The 17,983-nt window shown below is 38.8% G+C and carries 13 protein-coding genes; 4 read left to right on the forward strand and 9 right to left on the reverse strand.

Translation table 11 applies throughout. The annotated features are described in order from the left end of the window. Nucleotides 1–3: 3 nt before the first annotated feature. From GM698_RS00430 to GM698_RS00440, 3 genes are read right to left on the reverse strand one after another with little or no spacing between them, the layout of a single operon-like run. The gene (locus GM698_RS00430; RefSeq protein WP_176812509.1) at nt 4–3,165 is read right to left on the reverse strand and encodes an efflux RND transporter permease subunit; all 3,162 of its coding nucleotides are present in this window, start codon (nt 3,163–3,165) and stop codon (nt 4–6) included. Nucleotides 3,166–3,176: 11 nt separating this feature from the next. Next, nucleotides 3,177–4,382 carry an efflux RND transporter periplasmic adaptor subunit gene (locus GM698_RS00435; protein ID WP_176812508.1) on the reverse strand — a complete coding sequence of 402 codons (1,206 nt, stop codon included), beginning with the start codon at nt 4,380–4,382 and terminating at the stop codon, nt 3,177–3,179. Nucleotides 4,383–4,412: 30 nt separating this feature from the next. Beyond that, nucleotides 4,413–4,985 (reverse strand): TetR/AcrR family transcriptional regulator, encoded by a 573-nt coding sequence (locus GM698_RS00440; RefSeq protein ID WP_176809917.1) that lies wholly within the window; start codon nt 4,983–4,985, stop codon nt 4,413–4,415. A 236-nt stretch (nt 4,986–5,221) separates the two neighbouring features. On the opposite strand from GM698_RS00440, the gene GM698_RS00445 reads away from it, so the two are divergent. Continuing rightward, nucleotides 5,222–5,443 (forward strand): YejL family protein, encoded by a 222-nt coding sequence (locus GM698_RS00445; RefSeq protein ID WP_159629718.1) that lies wholly within the window; start codon nt 5,222–5,224, stop codon nt 5,441–5,443. A gap of 5 nt (nt 5,444–5,448) precedes the next feature. Then, the gene (locus GM698_RS00450; protein ID WP_209289462.1) at nt 5,449–7,185 is read left to right on the forward strand and encodes a DUF3413 domain-containing protein; all 1,737 of its coding nucleotides are present in this window, start codon (nt 5,449–5,451) and stop codon (nt 7,183–7,185) included. Between the two features lie 105 nt (nt 7,186–7,290). On the opposite strand, the gene mukB is transcribed toward GM698_RS00450, so the two are convergent. The 6 genes from mukB to mukF are packed head-to-tail and all read right to left on the reverse strand — an operon-like array spanning nt 7,291 to nt 15,766. Continuing rightward, nucleotides 7,291–11,754 (reverse strand): chromosome partition protein MukB, encoded by a 4,464-nt coding sequence (gene mukB, locus GM698_RS00455; RefSeq protein ID WP_209289463.1) that lies wholly within the window; start codon nt 11,752–11,754, stop codon nt 7,291–7,293. Beyond that, nucleotides 11,754–12,464 (reverse strand): zeta toxin family protein, encoded by a 711-nt coding sequence (locus tag GM698_RS00460; RefSeq protein ID WP_176809915.1) that lies wholly within the window; start codon nt 12,462–12,464, stop codon nt 11,754–11,756. The genes mukB and GM698_RS00460 overlap by 1 nt, the downstream gene beginning before the upstream one ends. A 3-nt stretch (nt 12,465–12,467) precedes the next feature. Continuing rightward, nucleotides 12,468–12,689 carry a hypothetical protein gene (locus tag GM698_RS00465; protein ID WP_176808343.1) on the reverse strand — a complete coding sequence of 74 codons (222 nt, stop codon included), beginning with the start codon at nt 12,687–12,689 and terminating at the stop codon, nt 12,468–12,470. Continuing rightward, complete coding sequence (mukE, locus tag GM698_RS00470) at nt 12,689–13,417, reverse strand: chromosome partition protein MukE (RefSeq protein ID WP_176809914.1); 729 nt, start codon at nt 13,415–13,417, stop codon at nt 12,689–12,691. The genes GM698_RS00465 and mukE overlap by 1 nt, the downstream gene beginning before the upstream one ends. Nucleotides 13,418–13,456: 39 nt before the next feature. Continuing rightward, on the reverse strand, nt 13,457–14,380 hold the full coding sequence (locus GM698_RS00475; protein ID WP_176809017.1) for a dicarboxylate transporter/tellurite-resistance protein TehA: 924 nt from the start codon (nt 14,378–14,380) through the stop codon (nt 13,457–13,459). Nucleotides 14,381–14,419: 39 nt separating this feature from the next. After that, on the reverse strand, nt 14,420–15,766 hold the full coding sequence (gene mukF, locus GM698_RS00480; RefSeq protein WP_176809913.1) for a chromosome partition protein MukF: 1,347 nt from the start codon (nt 15,764–15,766) through the stop codon (nt 14,420–14,422). Nucleotides 15,767–15,943: 177 nt separating this feature from the next. Here mukF and araC point away from each other — a divergent pair, with 177 nt between their 5' ends. Both araC and GM698_RS00490 read left to right on the forward strand, forming a co-directional pair. Continuing rightward, on the forward strand, nt 15,944–16,804 hold the full coding sequence (gene araC / locus GM698_RS00485; protein WP_176812502.1) for an arabinose operon transcriptional regulator AraC: 861 nt from the start codon (nt 15,944–15,946) through the stop codon (nt 16,802–16,804). 189 nt (nt 16,805–16,993) lie between these two features. Next, on the forward strand, nt 16,994–17,968 hold the full coding sequence (locus GM698_RS00490; protein ID WP_176812846.1) for a substrate-binding domain-containing protein: 975 nt from the start codon (nt 16,994–16,996) through the stop codon (nt 17,966–17,968). Nucleotides 17,969–17,983: the final 15 nt, after the last annotated feature.

The following is a 17,983-nucleotide window of genomic DNA, read 5'->3' on the forward strand; positions in this document are numbered from 1 at the left end:
TGATTATTTAATCATCGGGAAATATTTTTGCTCATCAAACTCACGCAAGGGTTTGTGTTTTTGCCCTAAGAAGGTGTAGATAACTGGCAAGACGAATAAGGTAAAAAGTGTACCAATGGCAAGGCCAGATACAATCACCATCCCCATACTAAAGCGCGCTGTTGCCCCTGCACCAACAGCAAAAAGAAGCGGAATTAAGCCTGAAATCATCGCTGCTGTGGTCATCATAATAGGGCGTAAACGAACAGTGGCTGCATAAACAATCGCTTCATAGCGGGATTTGCCGTGATTTAATTGCTCTTCTTTTGCAACTTCACACATTAAGATACCGTGCTTGGTAATCAAGCCAACAAGAGTAATCAACCCTACCTGTGAGTAAATATTCAGTGTGTAACCTGCTGTCCAGATACTATTAGCAAAAGCCATCATCTCTTTTGATCCTGTGCCAGCAGCAATCCCCATAAACAATCCCTTTATTGCAGATGGAATATTCATTACTAATAACGCACCACTCACTGCAAGCGGTACAGAAACTAAGATGACGAATGGATCACGCCAAGACTCAAACTGAATTGCTAGCACAATGTAGATAATGACAACGGCAAGTGCGAATGTGATTACCATTGCGTTACCTTCTTGAATAAATTGGCGAGATTCGCCTCTAAAATCGTATTGATAACCTGTTGGCAATGTACGATCTAACTCTGCTTTCGCCCAGTTTACCGCATCACCAATAGAGCCTGATACTACCCCACCAATAGTTGCGGAGTTTAATTGGCTCATACGTGGCAGAGAAGAGAGCGAGGTGGTTAATTCCATTGTAACAAATGAACCTAACGGAATAGATTCCCCGCTTGCGGTTGTTACAAAGTAGTTCATTAAATTTTCAGGGTTTAAACGATCGTTACGCACGGCTTGAGATACGATTGGGTAAGCACGGGAGTCAATATCTACACGGGTAATAATGGCTCCTGATAAGAATGCGCCTAATGTACTACTCACTTGTTGCATCGTCACGCCATAGACGCCCATTTTTTCACGGTCAAACTTCATATTCATCGTTGCCGTGTCAAATTTCAAATCTAGGTTTGCAAAGAAAAACTGACCCGATGCTTGTGCTTTTTTCAAGAACTCTGATGCAACAATAGCAAGTTTTTCATAGCTGTCTGCACTTGTAATCACAAGTGAGAATGGTAAACCATTTTCGCCTGTTGATATTTCAGGGAAAGCGATCGCATTTACGTCCATTGCAACGACTTTTTTGCCCAGTGCTGCAATTTCATTGGAGATTTCTGCACGCCCACGTGTACGTTCATTCCAATCTTTTAACGCAATAATAGATAGTGCTCCACTACCACCGCCAATGCCTGATATGGTCATTACCGATGACACTTCAGGAATATTTGATACCTTTTCATTAAATGGTGCTAATGCTTCCTCTGTATAATCTAAGTTTGTGTTAGAAGGCCCATTTGAAATTCCCACTACAAAGCCCCGATCCTCTGTTGGTGCAACTTCATTTGAAAGAGAAGTAAATAAGAAAGGAAGACTTGCAAAAATCAATACCGCAAAAAGTAACACAAAACCACGCACTGCCATTACAGCACTTAGCATATTGGTGTAGCCGTTTGTCATTTTATCTAGCGTACGATGCACAAAGCGAGCAAAACGAGATTCTTCCCCCTCTTTTTCCTCTTTTAACACTCGGCTAGACATCATTGGCGAGAGGGTAAGAGCAACAATGCCTGAAATAAATACTGCACCCGCAAGAGTTAAGGCGAATTCTTTAAAAAGCGTGCCAGTAACCCCTGTCATTAAAGCCATCGGAGAATATACTGCCGCTAATGTGATTGTCATTGATATTACTGGTAACGCAATTTCACGCGTACCAATAATTGCTGCATCAAACGGTGTTTTACCTTCTTTAACGTGGCGTTCTACATTTTCTAATACAACAATTGCATCATCAACTACCAAACCAATTGCCAACACTAGAGCCAGTAAGGTTAGAAGATTGATAGAAAAGCCAAACATTTGAAGTAAGAATAATGCTCCAATAAGTGAAATTGGAATGGTAATAACCGGTACAATCATTGCACGAAGTGAGCCTAGGAATAAGATAATGACCACGAGTACAATCACAGTTGCTTCTAAAATAGTACGAATAACTTCGTTGATTGAGCTATCAATCGCAATCGTTTTATCGTAAACAATATCCCCTTGAATACTATCCGGTAAGTTTCTAACGATCTGTTTAAACATCGGGTAAATATCTTTTGCAACCGTAAGCGAGTTAGCTGTTGTTGCAACAGACACCGCTAAAACAACCGCTTCTTTGCCGCTTACTGTTGCACGAGCAACATCTTGGAATTTATCTAACTCAACTGTGGCAATATCTTTAAGTTTAATCGTTCTACCGTCTGCCGTTGTTGAAATCGTTACTTGTTCTAATTCCTCAACGGAAGGCGTAGTTGATAATACTTTGTTTTTATAAACCGTATAATAACCGTTAGTATTACCTGCTGCTGTTTGTAAATTATTAGCACTTAATGCAGATAACACCGCTGAGCCTGATAATTTATGAATCGCCATTTTATCTGGGTCTAACCAAATGCGTAAACCAAAAGTTGAGCCATACACATCAACGCTTGACACACCATTTACGGTAAAGAATTGCGGTTTAACCACTCGGTTTAGATAATCGGTTACTTGTGCTGTATTTAATTCATCAGAAACAAATCGAATATACATTAACGCATCATTCGAACCTGTTGAAACCCTGATAGATGGATTATCAATGCCACGAGGTAGGTTTGAACGTACCGCATTGACTTTAGCTGAAATATCAGAAAGTGCCGCATTTGGATCAGTATTTAGCTTCATTTTCGCAGTAATTGTTGCTGTACTTGGCGAACTTGATGAAGTCATATAATCGATATTATCAGCCTGAGCAACAGCTTCTTCTAACTGTGAGGTAACAAGAGCTTGCATTAAACCTGCATCGGCACCTGCATAGTTCACACTTACCGTTACAATAGAAACAGTCATCTCTGGATATTCACGCACCTGCAATTTTTTAATCGCTTGTAATCCTAAAATAGTTATTAATAAACTAATACAAACCGCTAAAACAGGGCGTTTAATAAAGATATCAGTAAATTTCACTCATTACTCCATTAAAGTTTGCTGTTTTTTTCAGGGGTAGTTACACCGACAGCTTCAGCATCAACCACTTTTACCAACGAATGATTACTTAAACGCTGTAAACCACCTGTTACAATTAAATCGCCTGCTTTTACACCTTTAATTAATTGTGAATAGTTAGCTTGACGATCAGCGGTTTTTACTTCCACCTGCTTTGCACGGTACATTTTATTTACATCTAAACTTGGATTTCGTGCTGACATTTTTTTAACCATCTCTTTATCTGCTTCAGATAAAGGCTGTAAAACATAAACAGTTTCTCCATACATCGTGTAAGCCACAGAAATTTGTGGTACTACAACTTGCTCAGTTTGGGTTGGTAACGCAATATTTAAACGAACAAACATACCCGAAAGCAATTTTTCTTGCCCTTCCTCAATAACCGCCTCTACATTGATTAGGCCAGTTAAACGATCAACAGCAGGATCAATTGCTACAATACGTGCAGAAAAGCGATGTTCTGGCAAGGCATCAATTTCTGCCGTTACTTTTTGCCCAACAGAAATTTGGGTGATATTTGTTTGAGGAAGACTAAAACGAACTTTCATTGCCGATTGGTCTTCAACACGCACAATTTCCGTTCCCATCGTAATATATTGACCCACATTTACATTGACGATACCTGCAACACCGCTAAATGGTGCATAAATTTGACGACGCTTGATAGTAGAACGCAATGACTCAATATTCGCCAGTAATTGATTGTAAGTCGATTGTGCATTATCAAACTCCGCTTTTGAAGCACTGTTTGAGGCAACCAACTTACGATAACGCTCAAAATTCGTTTTTGCTGTTGAAAGTTGAGCTTCTGATGCTCTTAAATTAGCCTGTTCAACGCTACTATCAAATTCAACTAAAAGATCACCTTTTGTCACACGCTGACCTGATGTCACTAAAATACGCTTTACCACACCTGATGTTTCAGCACTTAGCATAGCCCCTTGATTTGGGCGGATATAACCTACCGCCGAAAGCATTGGCGTCCACGCCTGTGCGGTAACGTGCATTGCCGTCACTTCACTAACAGATTCAGGCATATTCGCTGCTGCGTCTGCTTTTGCTTTCTTCCCAATGAGTTGTAACCCGACGATTGCGGCAAACACAACCAATACAATTAACAATGTGAGCACAATAAAAAACTTTCTGCCTTTGCCTGGCGTCTGCGTTTTCGTTGTCATACATTCTCCGTAAATAAATAAAAAATAAACTTAAAAAGTGATTGCTTTCCAAGTGCGTAAAATAATTTCATCAAGATACTCTTCAAAATGAATCTCTTGATTGAGTTTTTGTAAATATTTAATATCCACCAATGTTCCAATACTTAATGAATAAAGTAACTCATTGGGTAAATCTACAATTAACGTTTGTCGCTTGCCTTCAAAAATCAATTGATTCCAAAATGAATTTTCATCTGCAATAGTTTCACGAATCAGCTCATCAATTCCAATCACTGCCTGAAACTGCTTTACCAGATCTAATCGTTCTGTTAAAAACAACCATTTCTTTTTCATTAACGCTTGATATTGCTCGAACAGTTCCATCTCTGGATTAAATTCAAAAGAGAGATAGCTGTTATAACACTCAAGTAATTGAGTTGCTAAACAATGCAATAAATCCTCTTTTGTCTTAAAGTAAAGATACAATGTGCCCGCAGCAATATCCGCTTCTTTTGCAATATTCCGCATTGAGAGATTTTGTAACCCATCTTGAACAATCCGTTTTTCAGTTGCCAATAAGATACGGTTTACCATATCTTCTTTTGGCTCAATCCGCCTAGACATTTAATCTCCCAGCCAATAATGAACAGCTGTTCATTTTAGCCATTTTTAGGAAAAAAGAAAGCAGAAAAATCATAAAAAATATAAAGAGATTCATTGAAAAATTTAAATTTTTTAAACAAGCGGTCGAATTTCTGCAAAACTTTGCAAAAATCAGCCAAACAATAATCTTAAATACTACTTTCGCCCCATTTTTATGCTACCATTGAAATACATTTTTATCCGTTTTTTATCTGTTTATGGCAACAAAATCTAAATATCATACAAAACAATTTGATGCGTTATTAGCCGATCTCATTGCTGCGATTGAAAAGCACAAAGCCCCTGTTGATTTATCTTTAATGGCATTAGGCAATATGGTCACGCATATTTTAAGTGACAATATTCAAAATCCTACACAACGTGAAGCTCTTGCAGAAGCGTTTGCAAGAGCATTAAAACAATCATTAAAAACTCAATAACGATTATGTTTAAACGTCTACACGCTTTATTGCCAACCAATTCTCGCCAATACCGAGAAGCTACCTCACAAAAAATCACGTGGGGACATTGGTTTGCATTATTTAACATTGTGTTGACGTTATTGATTTCTGCTCGTTATGCCTTTAATGCCGACTGGCCAAATACGCTTGTCGGCAAACTTTACTTTTTTGTCAGCTTATTTGGGCATTTCAGTTTTGTTGTTTTTGCTGCTTTTCTGTTAATTTTGTTCCCGCTTAGTTTCCTAATCAAAAATGACCGCACCTATCGAGGGGTTTCAGTCATTCTTGCAACTATTGGTCAAACGGTTTTATTGGTTGATACGGAAGTCTTTAAGCAATTTTCCTTGCATTTATCACCGCTTGTATGGGATTTATTAGTTAATCCTGAAGAGGGAGAACTGACACGAAAATGGCAACTATTATTTGTGCCAATGCCTCTTATTTTATTAGCAGAAATGCTTTACTCCCGTTGGTGTTGGCAAAAACTGCGTAGTTTTAGTCGCCAAAAATGGGGAAAATTTATTGCATTTTTTTTCGTAATCAGTTTTACCGCGACTCACTTAATTTATGCCTGGGCGGATATAAGTGCTTACCGCCCAATTACGGCACAAAAAGCCAATTATCCTTTATCTCACCCAATGACGGCTCGGAATTTTCTAGAGAAACACGGGGTTATTGATAGAGCGGAGCTAAATCAAGAAATTGAAGAAAGCGGGCGTTTAGACACTTTTTTCTTGAATTATCCTAAGTCTTCTTTGGTGGTAACTCAGCAATCAAATACTAATATTTTATTGATTAATCTCTCTGGCTTATCCAAAGAGATGATTAACGCTGAAACAATGCCAAAGCTGACAGAAATAAGCCAACATTCTTACCGCTTTATGAACCACTATAGCAGCGGAGATAGCAAATCTGCTGGGGCATTAGGCTTATTTTATAGCCTAAGTGGGAAATATTTAGATTCTGTGCTAGCAGACAAAACAACATCGCCATTAATCCAAACATTCAGAAAATCTCAGTATAAATTAGGGCTTTTTTCTCATAATGGATTTGCCGATCCGATTTACCACCAAGCTATTTTCTCTGGCATTTTACTACCGACAGCTCACAACAACATCGGGGCAATTTCGCAATGGAAAAATTGGATAAGCCACCGTTCGCTAGATAATCCATTTTTTAGTTATTTGGATTTAAGTGTGCCATCCGATGCATCAACTCAAGATACGCCAACACAATTAGATTTAGCATTGACTGAAATTTGGCAGCACTTAACGCAAAATGCGTTATTAGGTAATACCTTGGTTATGATTACTTCCGATATTTCCCATAATGAAACAAGCGATGAAAATCAGTTTGATAAGCAACACATTCAAGTGCCAATGCTCTTTTACTGGCAAGGGGAAAGCAAAGAGTATCACTTTCTTTCCAGCCATTTAGATATTATGCCAACATTGCTAAGCGGCTTCTTTAAAGTACAAAATCCACTTAGCGATTACGCACAAGGTATTGATTTAAGCACTCAAAGCCCACGCATTTGGGTATCTAGCTCAAATCATAAATGGAATGTGGCGGTAATGCCAAACGGGGAGCAATATCACATTGACCGCAAAGGAAATTTCAAACATTTCAGTGCAAATGGGGAAATACAAAAAGATACTCGCCCACCGCTTGCATTATTCTTACAGATGATCCAACAAAGCAATCAATTTATTGCTAAATAAGCATACAACATACAAGCGGTCATATTTCCTATTCTAAAAGCAATTGATTAAAAAGATTGTTAATGTTGCCATTAACAATCTTTTATTAGATAGGGTATAAAAGAACTATTTTCCGAAACCTTTCAACCCAACCACATGCACATACTCTTGGTTATTACTCATCTTACGCACCAATTTATAAGTTGTACCACGTTCTGGACTGATGTTTTCAGGGGCGGCAATTAATAACTGCATATCTAAACGTTCGCAAAGTTCAAATAACGTATTAATTGAAGTCGCATCTAATCGAGCAGCTTCATCAAGGAATAATAAACGAGCTGGAAGAATATCTTTCGCACGCATACGACGAGCCTCTTCTTCCCAGCTTTGTACTACCATCAAGAGAATCGACATACCTGTACCGATCGCCTCACCCGTTGATAATGCACTACTTTCAGCCCGCATCCAGCCATCTGCCCCACGGAAGGTTTCTACTTCTAAATCCAAATAGTTACGATAATCTAACAGCTCCTCCCCCATAGTTTGTGGTGTACGCTGCCCCATATCAATATGTGGGTTCACACGTTTATAGAGCATTGCCAATGCTTCGGAGAAGCTGAGTTTCTGGCTGTCAAACAAATCTTTATGCTCATCACGGTGATTAGATAGTGTATTAAGCAAAATTGCGTGCGTATCACGAATATTCACCACCAAACGCACGCCTTTTACTTGACCAAAGGCAATATTTTGTAAACCTTGGTTGAGTTGCAAAATACGTTGTTGCTCACGCTGAATCGTTTTACGTAAAATATTTGCTACACTTTCTGCACTAATAGCCAGTTTTTTCTCACGCTTTGTTAATTCATTGGTTAAGCGTGAAAGCTCAATTTCCATTTGCTCAATTGCATCAATCGGATCATCGGTTTTAATAATGTCTTGGCGAATACGCTCACGCAAGTGCTGATAAACCGCAATGAAGAATGCCACTTTATTCTCTGGTTTACGGCTATCTTCAGATGCTCGTAAACTATCACGCAAGTATTCATTATCTGCCACTGCAGTACGCAATGCACCTAATGCTTTATCTGAAATTGAACGTAGCTCTTCAGCGGATTGATAAGCCAGTTCAGGTCGGTTCAATCGTTTTTCCACATCACTATTGCGAGATAAACGCTGTACAATGCACCAGCTTGCTTTCGCCTGAACCACTAACTTACGCTGTGTATGGTAATCTCGCTCTGCTTTTCGTAATGTACGATTGAGATTATCCATTTCAGCTTCAATCAAGGCAATTTGTTTATCTAAGTAGCTTTTGCGAGCACGTTGCTGGCTCAATCTTTGCTGTAATTCATCTCGGTTGAATCTTGCACGCTCTTCTGCGTTAATATCGCCACGCACGCCTAAATCATTGATTTCACGAATGAGCTCTTGTAACATTTGATTTTTGGCATCATAAGCGCTACGCAATCCAGTTAAAACTTGGTTATATTGTGATAATTGTGCTTGTGCTTGACGTAGATTATCACGAGCTTGCTCACGTTCACGTTGTGCATTTTCTAATCGTTGGCGTAACTGTTCCGTCAATGCTGAGCCTTCTTTGCCCACTGTTTCTTCATAACTAAAGTGCAAACGGCGGTGCATCACATCAGCCAAACTAAATACTTTTTGTTGTAGCATTTTTTGTTCTGCAACCAGACGACTGTAATCTGCCTCAAGCTGTTCAAATAATACAGGATCACTTTTCAAGGCGACGGCAATCGGCTCTAACTGACTTAATGTTGAGCCAAATTGGCGAATAAAAATTTCATCTTCTTCTGCATTTTCTAGCTGTTCACGACACTCTTCTGCTTGTTCTGATAGGCTGTCATCCGCTAATAAATTTGCAAGCGGTAGAATTTTGTTTAACATTTGCAACTGGTTTTTTACGCTCTCTAATTGGTGGCGTAATTGTTGCTCATTGCCACTTGATTGAGTCAATTCACGCTCAATTTCTGCACGCTCTGCCGCAATTTCTTGCATTAGTGCTTCTGGGTTGTCTTGGAATGCCAAATTCAAATGTGTGCCGACAAACTGGCTTAAGTGCTGATGTAAACGCTGACATTTCTGCACATCAAAGGATCGCTCAGTGTGCTTTTCTGCAATTGCATCACGCTCAGCGTTTAAAGTTTCTAAATGTTTCTCACGCGCTGCACGCCCGAATAACGGTACTTCGGGGAATTTAGAATAACGCCATTGGCGGTCAGATACTTTCACCACAACGCCATCTCCTAGCTCTTCAGTGCTAAATACAGCATCATCAAAAGCAGAAGGATCGCCTTCAATTAAATAGAGATCACTTGGGCAATCCTCTAATTTTTCTAACTGAGCTTTAACCGCCTCTAAATCACGCACCACAATAGCGTGGCGAGCTTCGCCGTATAAGGCAGAGAAATATGGAGCATCTTCAATCGACACATCATCATAAAGCTCAGAGAGCAACACGCCGCCAAAACGATCTGCCAAATGATTTAAACGAGCATCTTCCGAGCCATCGGGCTGGTTTAAACGGTTAATTTGTTCGTCTAGTCGCTGCTCTTTGCGAGCCAATTCATCACGTTCCAACGTGGTTTCACGCTCTTTGCTCAGCATATTTTGCATAAACTGCATAACCGCTTTACTTGATTCAAATTTCTCGCCGCATTGCTCTTCCAAACGAACCAATGCTGATTGAGCTGTGTGCCATCCAGGGGCATTTTTCGCTAATTGTTGATATTGTTGATTGAGTTGTTCACGCTGCTGGCGTTGAATTGAACGCTGTTCTACAAAATCAGAAAACTCAGCCTCTAAATCTTCTAGGCGAGCTTGCTGCTCGTCAAAAAAGTTCTCTAATTCTTCACTTGAATCTAATTGTTGTTGCGATTTTTGATTAAATTCCGCCAATAAACGCTGTGCATTTTGCTGTTGTTGCAAACGCTGTTCTAAATTGTTCAGTTTCTGACGTAAACTAACCGCTTGTTGGGCTTGCATTTTTTGTTCAGGGAAAGCAGAAAGTAACGAACGGGCCTCTTCCCACGCTTGCGAGCGGTCAATTTTCCCTGAAATTTTGCAAACTAACTCAAAGGCTTTTTCAAACTGCGTTTTCGCCATATCCGATACAGCTAAACGCTGTTCAAGATCAAATACTTTATTGGTCAGATCCTCTGCTTGAGCTTCAAATTCTGCGTGATAATCTTCAATATTATTCAAGTCTAAATTTGCCAAGCAGGTTAATTGTTTCGCTTTTTCTAATGCATTGATCGCTTGCTGATATTGCAACGCTCGGGTTTGTTGAGCATCTAAGGCTTGTTGATAATCCGCCATTTGCGAGCGTAGTTCTTCAACGTGGTCGTCTGCCTGATCAACTCTCGTTTGGGCGTTTTCCGCCAAATCAGTAATTTCTTCCAACGCTTCTTGCTGTTCTTCTAGCTTGATATTCAGCTCTTCCACTTCATCTTGGTAGCGTTCGATTTTTTCTTGATGGCGTAACGCATTCATCACTAAATTAAGATGATCGTTCGCACTATTATATTCGCTCTCAAGCGCCTGCTCTGCTTCTGCAATATCCGCACTTTCACGACTAAATTCTACAAAACGTTGCTGTTCAAGCACAATTTTGGATTTCGCTGCATACCACTCTTTACGCTGCTCCAACGCGGCTTCTACGTTGCCACGACGTTCATTAGCATGACGCATATAATCTGCTGACACATAATGAGTCGATTCAGTTATCAAGCGTTTGAACATATCACGATCTGATTGGGTAACCTTAATCGCCTCTAGCGTCATTCGGTTTTCACGTAGTGCCGATTCCATATCTTGGAACGCTTGGCGAACGCCTGTATTTTCTGGCAATAAGTAATCACGCAGCGATTTTGTAATCACGCTGGAAATACCGCCGTAAAGTGAAGCCTCAATTAATTTATAGAATTTGCTTCTATCTGCTGACGAACGAAGACGCTTTGGAATCACCCCTAAATCAAACATAAAACTGTGGTAATCGGTAATCGAGTGATATTGCTTGAATTGAAATTCACTGCCCTCAAATTTCTCTTTAAATTCATTTAACGGCAATACACGGGCTTTTTCGCCTACTTGTTCAGTAAATAGGCTGATGATACTTTGGTTAGCTGGGATGTTTTGTACTGAAAACGAACGAATATCAACTTTCTTATCACGCCCAATAATTTGTTGTAAACGTACACCCGTAATAATTCGCTGACCACGAGAATTTAACGATTCCAACACCGCATAACATACGCCTGATTTTAACTTACCATATAAGCCTTTGTCCCGAGAGCCTGCCGTTGAACCAGCCTCTGTGGTATTACGGAAATTTAATAATGTTAGATCGGGAATCAGCGCCGTTACAAACCCTGCCATTGTAGTGGATTTACCCGCGCCATTACCACCAGAAAGCGTGGTAACAAGGTCATCTAAATCAAAGGTACGTGCAAAAAAACCATTCCAGTTGATAAGGGTTAAAGAGAGAAATTTGCCACGCTGTATCTCATTTTGTTTTGCAAGCGGTGCAATTTGAGGATTATTTTGCAAAGCTAATTCATTATTTTCCATTATTCTGTTTCGTCCTCTGTTCTGTGTAATTCGTGTTCAATGATGGCGACTAAGCGTTCTTCAGGATCAATTTTGCTGTCAAATAATTTTTGCGTTCTGGAATAAACCTCAAAACTTTCAGGTTTTCCTTGCATTAAGACTTTTAAGGCATTTTCAGCTAATGAATGAATAACTAAATCAAAATGCTCTCTCGGCACATAGCGTGGTTGAATGCCATTTTTTGCTTGTTCCTCTGCGCGTTTTAGCGTGCTTTTCCAGCTGATTTCTTTTGGGCAAGTACAAATTAGCACTGCTGTTTGATAACCCGCAGTTCTGAAATTTTCCAGCTCATTAAGTGGAATATCTACCGTGCGGAGTGTACCTTCAATTAGAATATTAAAACGATGTTTAATTGCTTCATTACGGACACGCTGAACCATTTTGCCGGTAAATTCGCCAGTATATTTTGAAGCTTCTTTTCCATAACGTTGGTAAATCTCGTGATAATACTGATGATAAGGACGAAACTCATCGCCATTAATCACCAATAAATTGAAATTTAATCGCTTGCTCATTTCAAGCGAGCCAAAAGACTTTCCAGCTCCAGGCTGACCGCCCAATAAAATAGCTATCGGATTTTGTTCAGGAACAAGATTATTTTCTGCTAATAAATTCGCCCAAACGTAGGGAAATTTTCGCTCAAGATCCGCTTCTACATCATAATCGAACATAGCTCACATCTGCGGTAAATGTTGGTATTTTTGGCTAATATTTTGAATTTTAGCCACCATTTGCTCAAAATTAATATGAGCAGGCTCTGAACGATAAATCTCACCACGCAAACGACTAAGTGTTATTTGGTCTTCATTTAACGGCAATGCCAAACGCTTACTTAAATCCGCCTGAGCAGTCGCTACCATTTCAATCAACACATCTTTTTGCATTAAAGTACACATTATTGATTTTCTCCGTCAAATATAGACTCTTCGGCTTCATCATTTGCAAAATTTTCGTCCATTTCAACCGCTTGTTGAGCCATTAATTCAGGCGTGGTGGCTTCACCATCACGGATTAAGCGTAATTGAGCTTCTCTTGGATCATCACCTGTACGCACATCGGCACCGAAGCGAAATACAGATTCTGAAATCACAAACTTTTTGCTGTTTTGCTCGCCTACACGCGTAATAATACCAATACGAGCAAGGCGGCGTAATGCTCCAGCCACTTTTTCTGCTAACTTGGCACGATCTAGATCAGAACCTGTTGATCGTGGATTTACCGCTTTTAATAACTTGCTTTCATCAGCAAGGCTTAACAACTCTTCATACACATCATCTTGACCGAAAATGCCTTGTTGAGCCAAACGCTCTGGGCTTAAATAGAGATAACATAACACCTTACCCACCAGCATTTCCATTTCAGACATTGCTGAACGAGCAATCAATGTTGAAGCTTTCGGTCGTAAATAGAAAAAACCTTCTGGTGCTCGAATCAGGTCAACGTGATAACGGCGATAAAAACTTTCCAGCTCAATTTGGAAATCCATCAAAAAAGCATGTTGATCAAGCTGTTCCGTATTGATATGGCGACCAGCACGTAATTGACTATCGAGCTCTGGAAAAATAGGATTTGAAATAGCAATCGCCAATTTCGTGGAAATAAAATCTTGAATATTGTCTGTCATGTAGAATATCTCTAGCTGTTTATACCAAAGGCAAAAAATTTATTTTAGCCAAAACTGTCTTTTTAGGATTTTCACCACTGTACCTAAAATCAAAAATAAAATCATTAGATTAGCAAAAACAAAGCTAAATAAAGCTAGATAGGTAAGTTGCGACTGCTCATAAAAGGCAATAGCACTATTTGCCATAGAAGCTAAGCCAAATGAAAAGGACCAAAATCCTACAGAGAAGCCATTTTTAATTAAGCTTGGAAAAATACGCAATAAGAAGATGAATTGTAAAAAGCCATACCCCCAAAGGAATTTAGCGAATAAATCAACATGTCCCCCATTTATTGTTAAATAAGAAGCAACTCCCACAAATGCAGGAGCTAAGACTATACCTATCGTCCCTTTAGTTGCTACTGGTAATGGAGCAACGCGTAAACGTTGTAATAAAATAGGTTCAAACGCCAACCAAGCAAAAAAGCCAGCGCCAAAGAAAAGATAAGCGAGATCAATATACCCTAATACAGCGAGTGAGCTTCCAGTAGTAAAATTGCTTGCTACTGCAGGTAAATAAAATGGTGGCTGAACTGCTTCATCTTTAAATATATTACCCGTCAAAAGTGAGCCAATTCTTAATAAAGAATAAGTCAATTGACCAAATACTGCTAGCCAAACAAGTATTTCACCAAACAGATACCATTTCCAATGGTAAAGTAAATCGCCAACAAGCATTATGCTAATAAAAATCAGGGCAAGAAAAGAAAAACGCACAGGACAATTCCATTCATCTTCAACTTGATGATGAAATGCCACTATTTTATAAGTATAAAGAGCTAAAAATATCACTAAAAACAGCGTAGCAAATAAGCCCAACATAGTCCCAACTATTTCTGCTCCACGCCATAAATAGCTCGCCTTAAACCACGCAATAGCAATTGCGGCTAAACCAACAGAAATAGCAAAATAAGGTGTAGGCATTAAAAATGGTTTAGTGATAGATTGTAGTTTTTCCACAAATCATACTCCTATGAATTGATCAATTACATTAGCTTGTACTTTTGCACCTTGTTCGTTAATTAGCTGCCATTGTGGGTAAACCGCTTGGCTATCTTGGCTCGCCATACCTAATTTAACCGCTTGATCCACAATAATGCGAGCCACATCGAAATGGCAAGACTCAGGGAATTGAGCAAGTTGCTCACGCAAGACAATACCTAAATCAATTGGTTTGCCCTCCACACGCAATGGAGCTAAATGAGCTTGTATTGCCGAAACAATTTTCTCTTGTACATCAGAAAGGGATTCATACTCTAATTCGTTTGGTAACTCACCTACCGATTCAGCCTCATTTAGCATTGCTTCATCATCACGCAAGTCAAGTAACGAATCGGCTTTAGCGGTATAAAGAAACCAAGGATTGTTGTAATAAGTTTGAATGGATTGACGTAAACGCTGCCCAAATACCCGGTTTTTATCCATATCAATTGCCGTTCGGATAAATTTATGCACGTGGCGATCGTAGCCAATCCACAGATCAATTGCTTGCTGCCCCCAACTGATGATACGGTCTAATTTATTTTGTAAATTCACAATAAGCTGATCGATAAAATCCAAATCATCACGGGCAAGTAAGCAGCTTTGAATACGCAATAATTGAGCTTGAAGTTTATCGCCTGCCGCATTGAGCGTGTCTTGTAGCTCACGAAGATTACCTGAGGTTTCATCTAATAATTGCTCACAACTCATAATCGCCTCGTGCCAGTTTTGACTTAACAACTCAGCAATTCTCTCACGAATTTGATGCTGATTTTCATCCATCATCCGTTGTGACAGATCAATACTGTCGAAAACTTCCGCCACCGAATATTTCAACGGTGCATACACATTATTTCGCCAAAAACGCGCATCTTTTGTTTCCGCCGTCCCCTCTTCTGCAGCCACTGAAGCACGCTGAATTTCATCTGCTACAATTGAAAGCTGAATAGAAAGACGAAGAGTTGAAAACTCACGCTGACGAATATAGTAGTTGGAAATCCCCACCCCTAACGGAGTGATGCGATAAATGGCTATACCTTCGGTAAATTCACTACTAAAACGATTTAACAAACGCTGCCTGACTAAATCATTAATCGCATTATTCGCACGCTGAGTAAAAGTTGTATCAGACTGCTCAAACGAATTTGAAACATAACGAAAAAGATCAATAAGATCACTTTCTAGCAATTCACCGTCCGTTTGTTCTTGATTATAAATAGAAATCGCAAGTAAGAAAGCTAAACGGTCGGAAGAAAGTGACAGCGAAAATTCACGATCTCTCGTCCAAGAAATGAGTTCTGGAATAGTTTGTGCCAATTCGTTTTGCATACAAGCTTAATCTTTGATTTGTGTATAAAATAGGAAAATGGCGAGTATTGTAACTGAATGTAAAAGAAATGGGAATGGATAAAATACAAGCGGTGCGTTTTGTAAAGTTTTTTGCAAATATACTCACTTATCTATATAAAATAGGATTTTCATTACAATAAATAATAATTGACTAATATGTATAAAAATCTATCTTTGCTCTCTCCTAGTAATCCTTTTGATTTAGAATTAATTGCTGGAATTACCCAATGTGAAAAAGGCAATTATCTTGATTTTGCTGTAGATAAACCACAAGGAATGAGTGGATATATGTTACAGCTCACAACATTTGGACAAGGAGCTGTCTTTGACGGTAACAAAACATTTACTACTCAACGAGGACAATTGTTACTCTTCTACCCTGGTACTATCCAGTACTATTATCGCCATTTAGACTGTCAATCTTGGCACTATAAATGGATATATTTTATGCCAAACCCTAAGCTAAATAAGTGGCTAAACTGGTCTGACAAAGAAGCTGATATAGGTCAAATTAAAATCAACAATCACCGATATTTTCAAGAAATCAGCCAGCTTTTTTCTAAAGTTGATATGGAATTGAAATCTGGATATTTTTTCAAGGAAGATGTTGCTACAACGTTACTAGAATACTTGCTGATGAAATGTATTTCCGCAGAAAAAATAGCTATTATTCCAACTATTGATCAGCGAATATTAGCCGTTTGCGATACTATTTTATCCAACTTATCGGCTAATGATAGTGTAGAAATGATAGCAGAAAAAGTCTTTCTATCTTCATCACGCTTATCTCATTTATTTAAGCAATTTCTTGGTGTGAGTTTAGTTCAATGGCGAGAACTGCAACGAATCTCTGAGTCTAAAAAACTACTTTATTTCTCAAATATGTCAATATTAAATATTGCTAAATCCTTAGGATATGAGGATGCTCTCTATTTTTCAAAAATATTTAAAAAACATACAGGGCTTTCTCCTACAGAATTTCGAACAATCGAAAGGCGAAAAGAAAGCGAAATGTGATCTCGCTCTCAAATTTGTGTATGTAGCAGAATATTCCATATCAACAACAAAAATTTACCTATTATTCTCAATGCTAACCCCATAATATAACCCCCACTTTAATAGCTCTGGTTCTATTAAAGATTGGCTGCTCTGTTATTTCAGCCAATATTAAAACCTGATGACTTCTTATTTAATGAGGGAAGAATGATGAAAAAATTGACATTAAAACACGCATTATTTTCAGGATTATTTGCATTAACTTGCTATGGCTCTGCATTTGCTAATGATATTGTTAACATTTCTAAAATTGATGGCATGCCTTGGTTCAATCGTATGGCAGAAGGCGTTGTTCAAGCAGGTAAAGATAATAATATCAATGCTTACCAAGTTGGACCATCTAACACTGATGCTCCTCAACAAGTGAAATTGATTGAGGACTTAATTGCAAAAAAAGTTCGTGCGATTTCTATTGTACCGAATGATGCGAATGCGTTAGAACCTGTACTTAAAAAAGCAAAACAAAACGGCATTATCATTTTAACTAACGAATCTGTTGGTCAGCCAAGTGCCAATTGGGATATTGAAATTATCGATAATGCTCAATTTGCTGCCGATTATGTAGAAGAAGTAGCAAAATCAATGGGTGGAAAAGGAGGATATGTGATTTATGTAGGTGGTTTAACCGTGCCTCAACATAACCTTTGGGCAGATTTATTTGTTAAATACCAAAAAGAACATTATCCAGATATGTTTGAAGTCACTAGCAGAATGCCAGTTGCAGAAAATATTAATGATGCCCGCCGAACCACAATTGACCTAGTTAAAGCTCATTCAGGCTTAAAAGCTGTAGTTTCTTTCGGTTCACAAGGTCCGATTGGTGCTGGCCTAGCAGTCAAAGAAAAACGTTTGAAAAATAAATTACATGTTTTTGGTATGATGATTCCATCGCAAGCAGCTAATTTAATTAAGAGTGGCGATATCACAATGGGTATCACCTACGATCCTGCAAATGCGGGTTATGCCTTAGCAGCAGTAGCCGCAAAAGCACTTAAAGGTGAAAAAATCGAAGATGGTTTAGAAATTCCAAATGTAGGTAAAGCGAAAGTAGATAGCGAGAAAAAATTACTCCAATTCCATAATGTGTTAAAAGTAACCAAAGAAAATATCGATAACCTCTACTAATAATTCTACTTACAA

It is taken from the genome of Mannheimia sp. ZY171111 (assembly GCF_017750945.1).
Classification (GTDB): domain Bacteria; phylum Pseudomonadota; class Gammaproteobacteria; order Enterobacterales; family Pasteurellaceae; genus Mannheimia; species Mannheimia pernigra.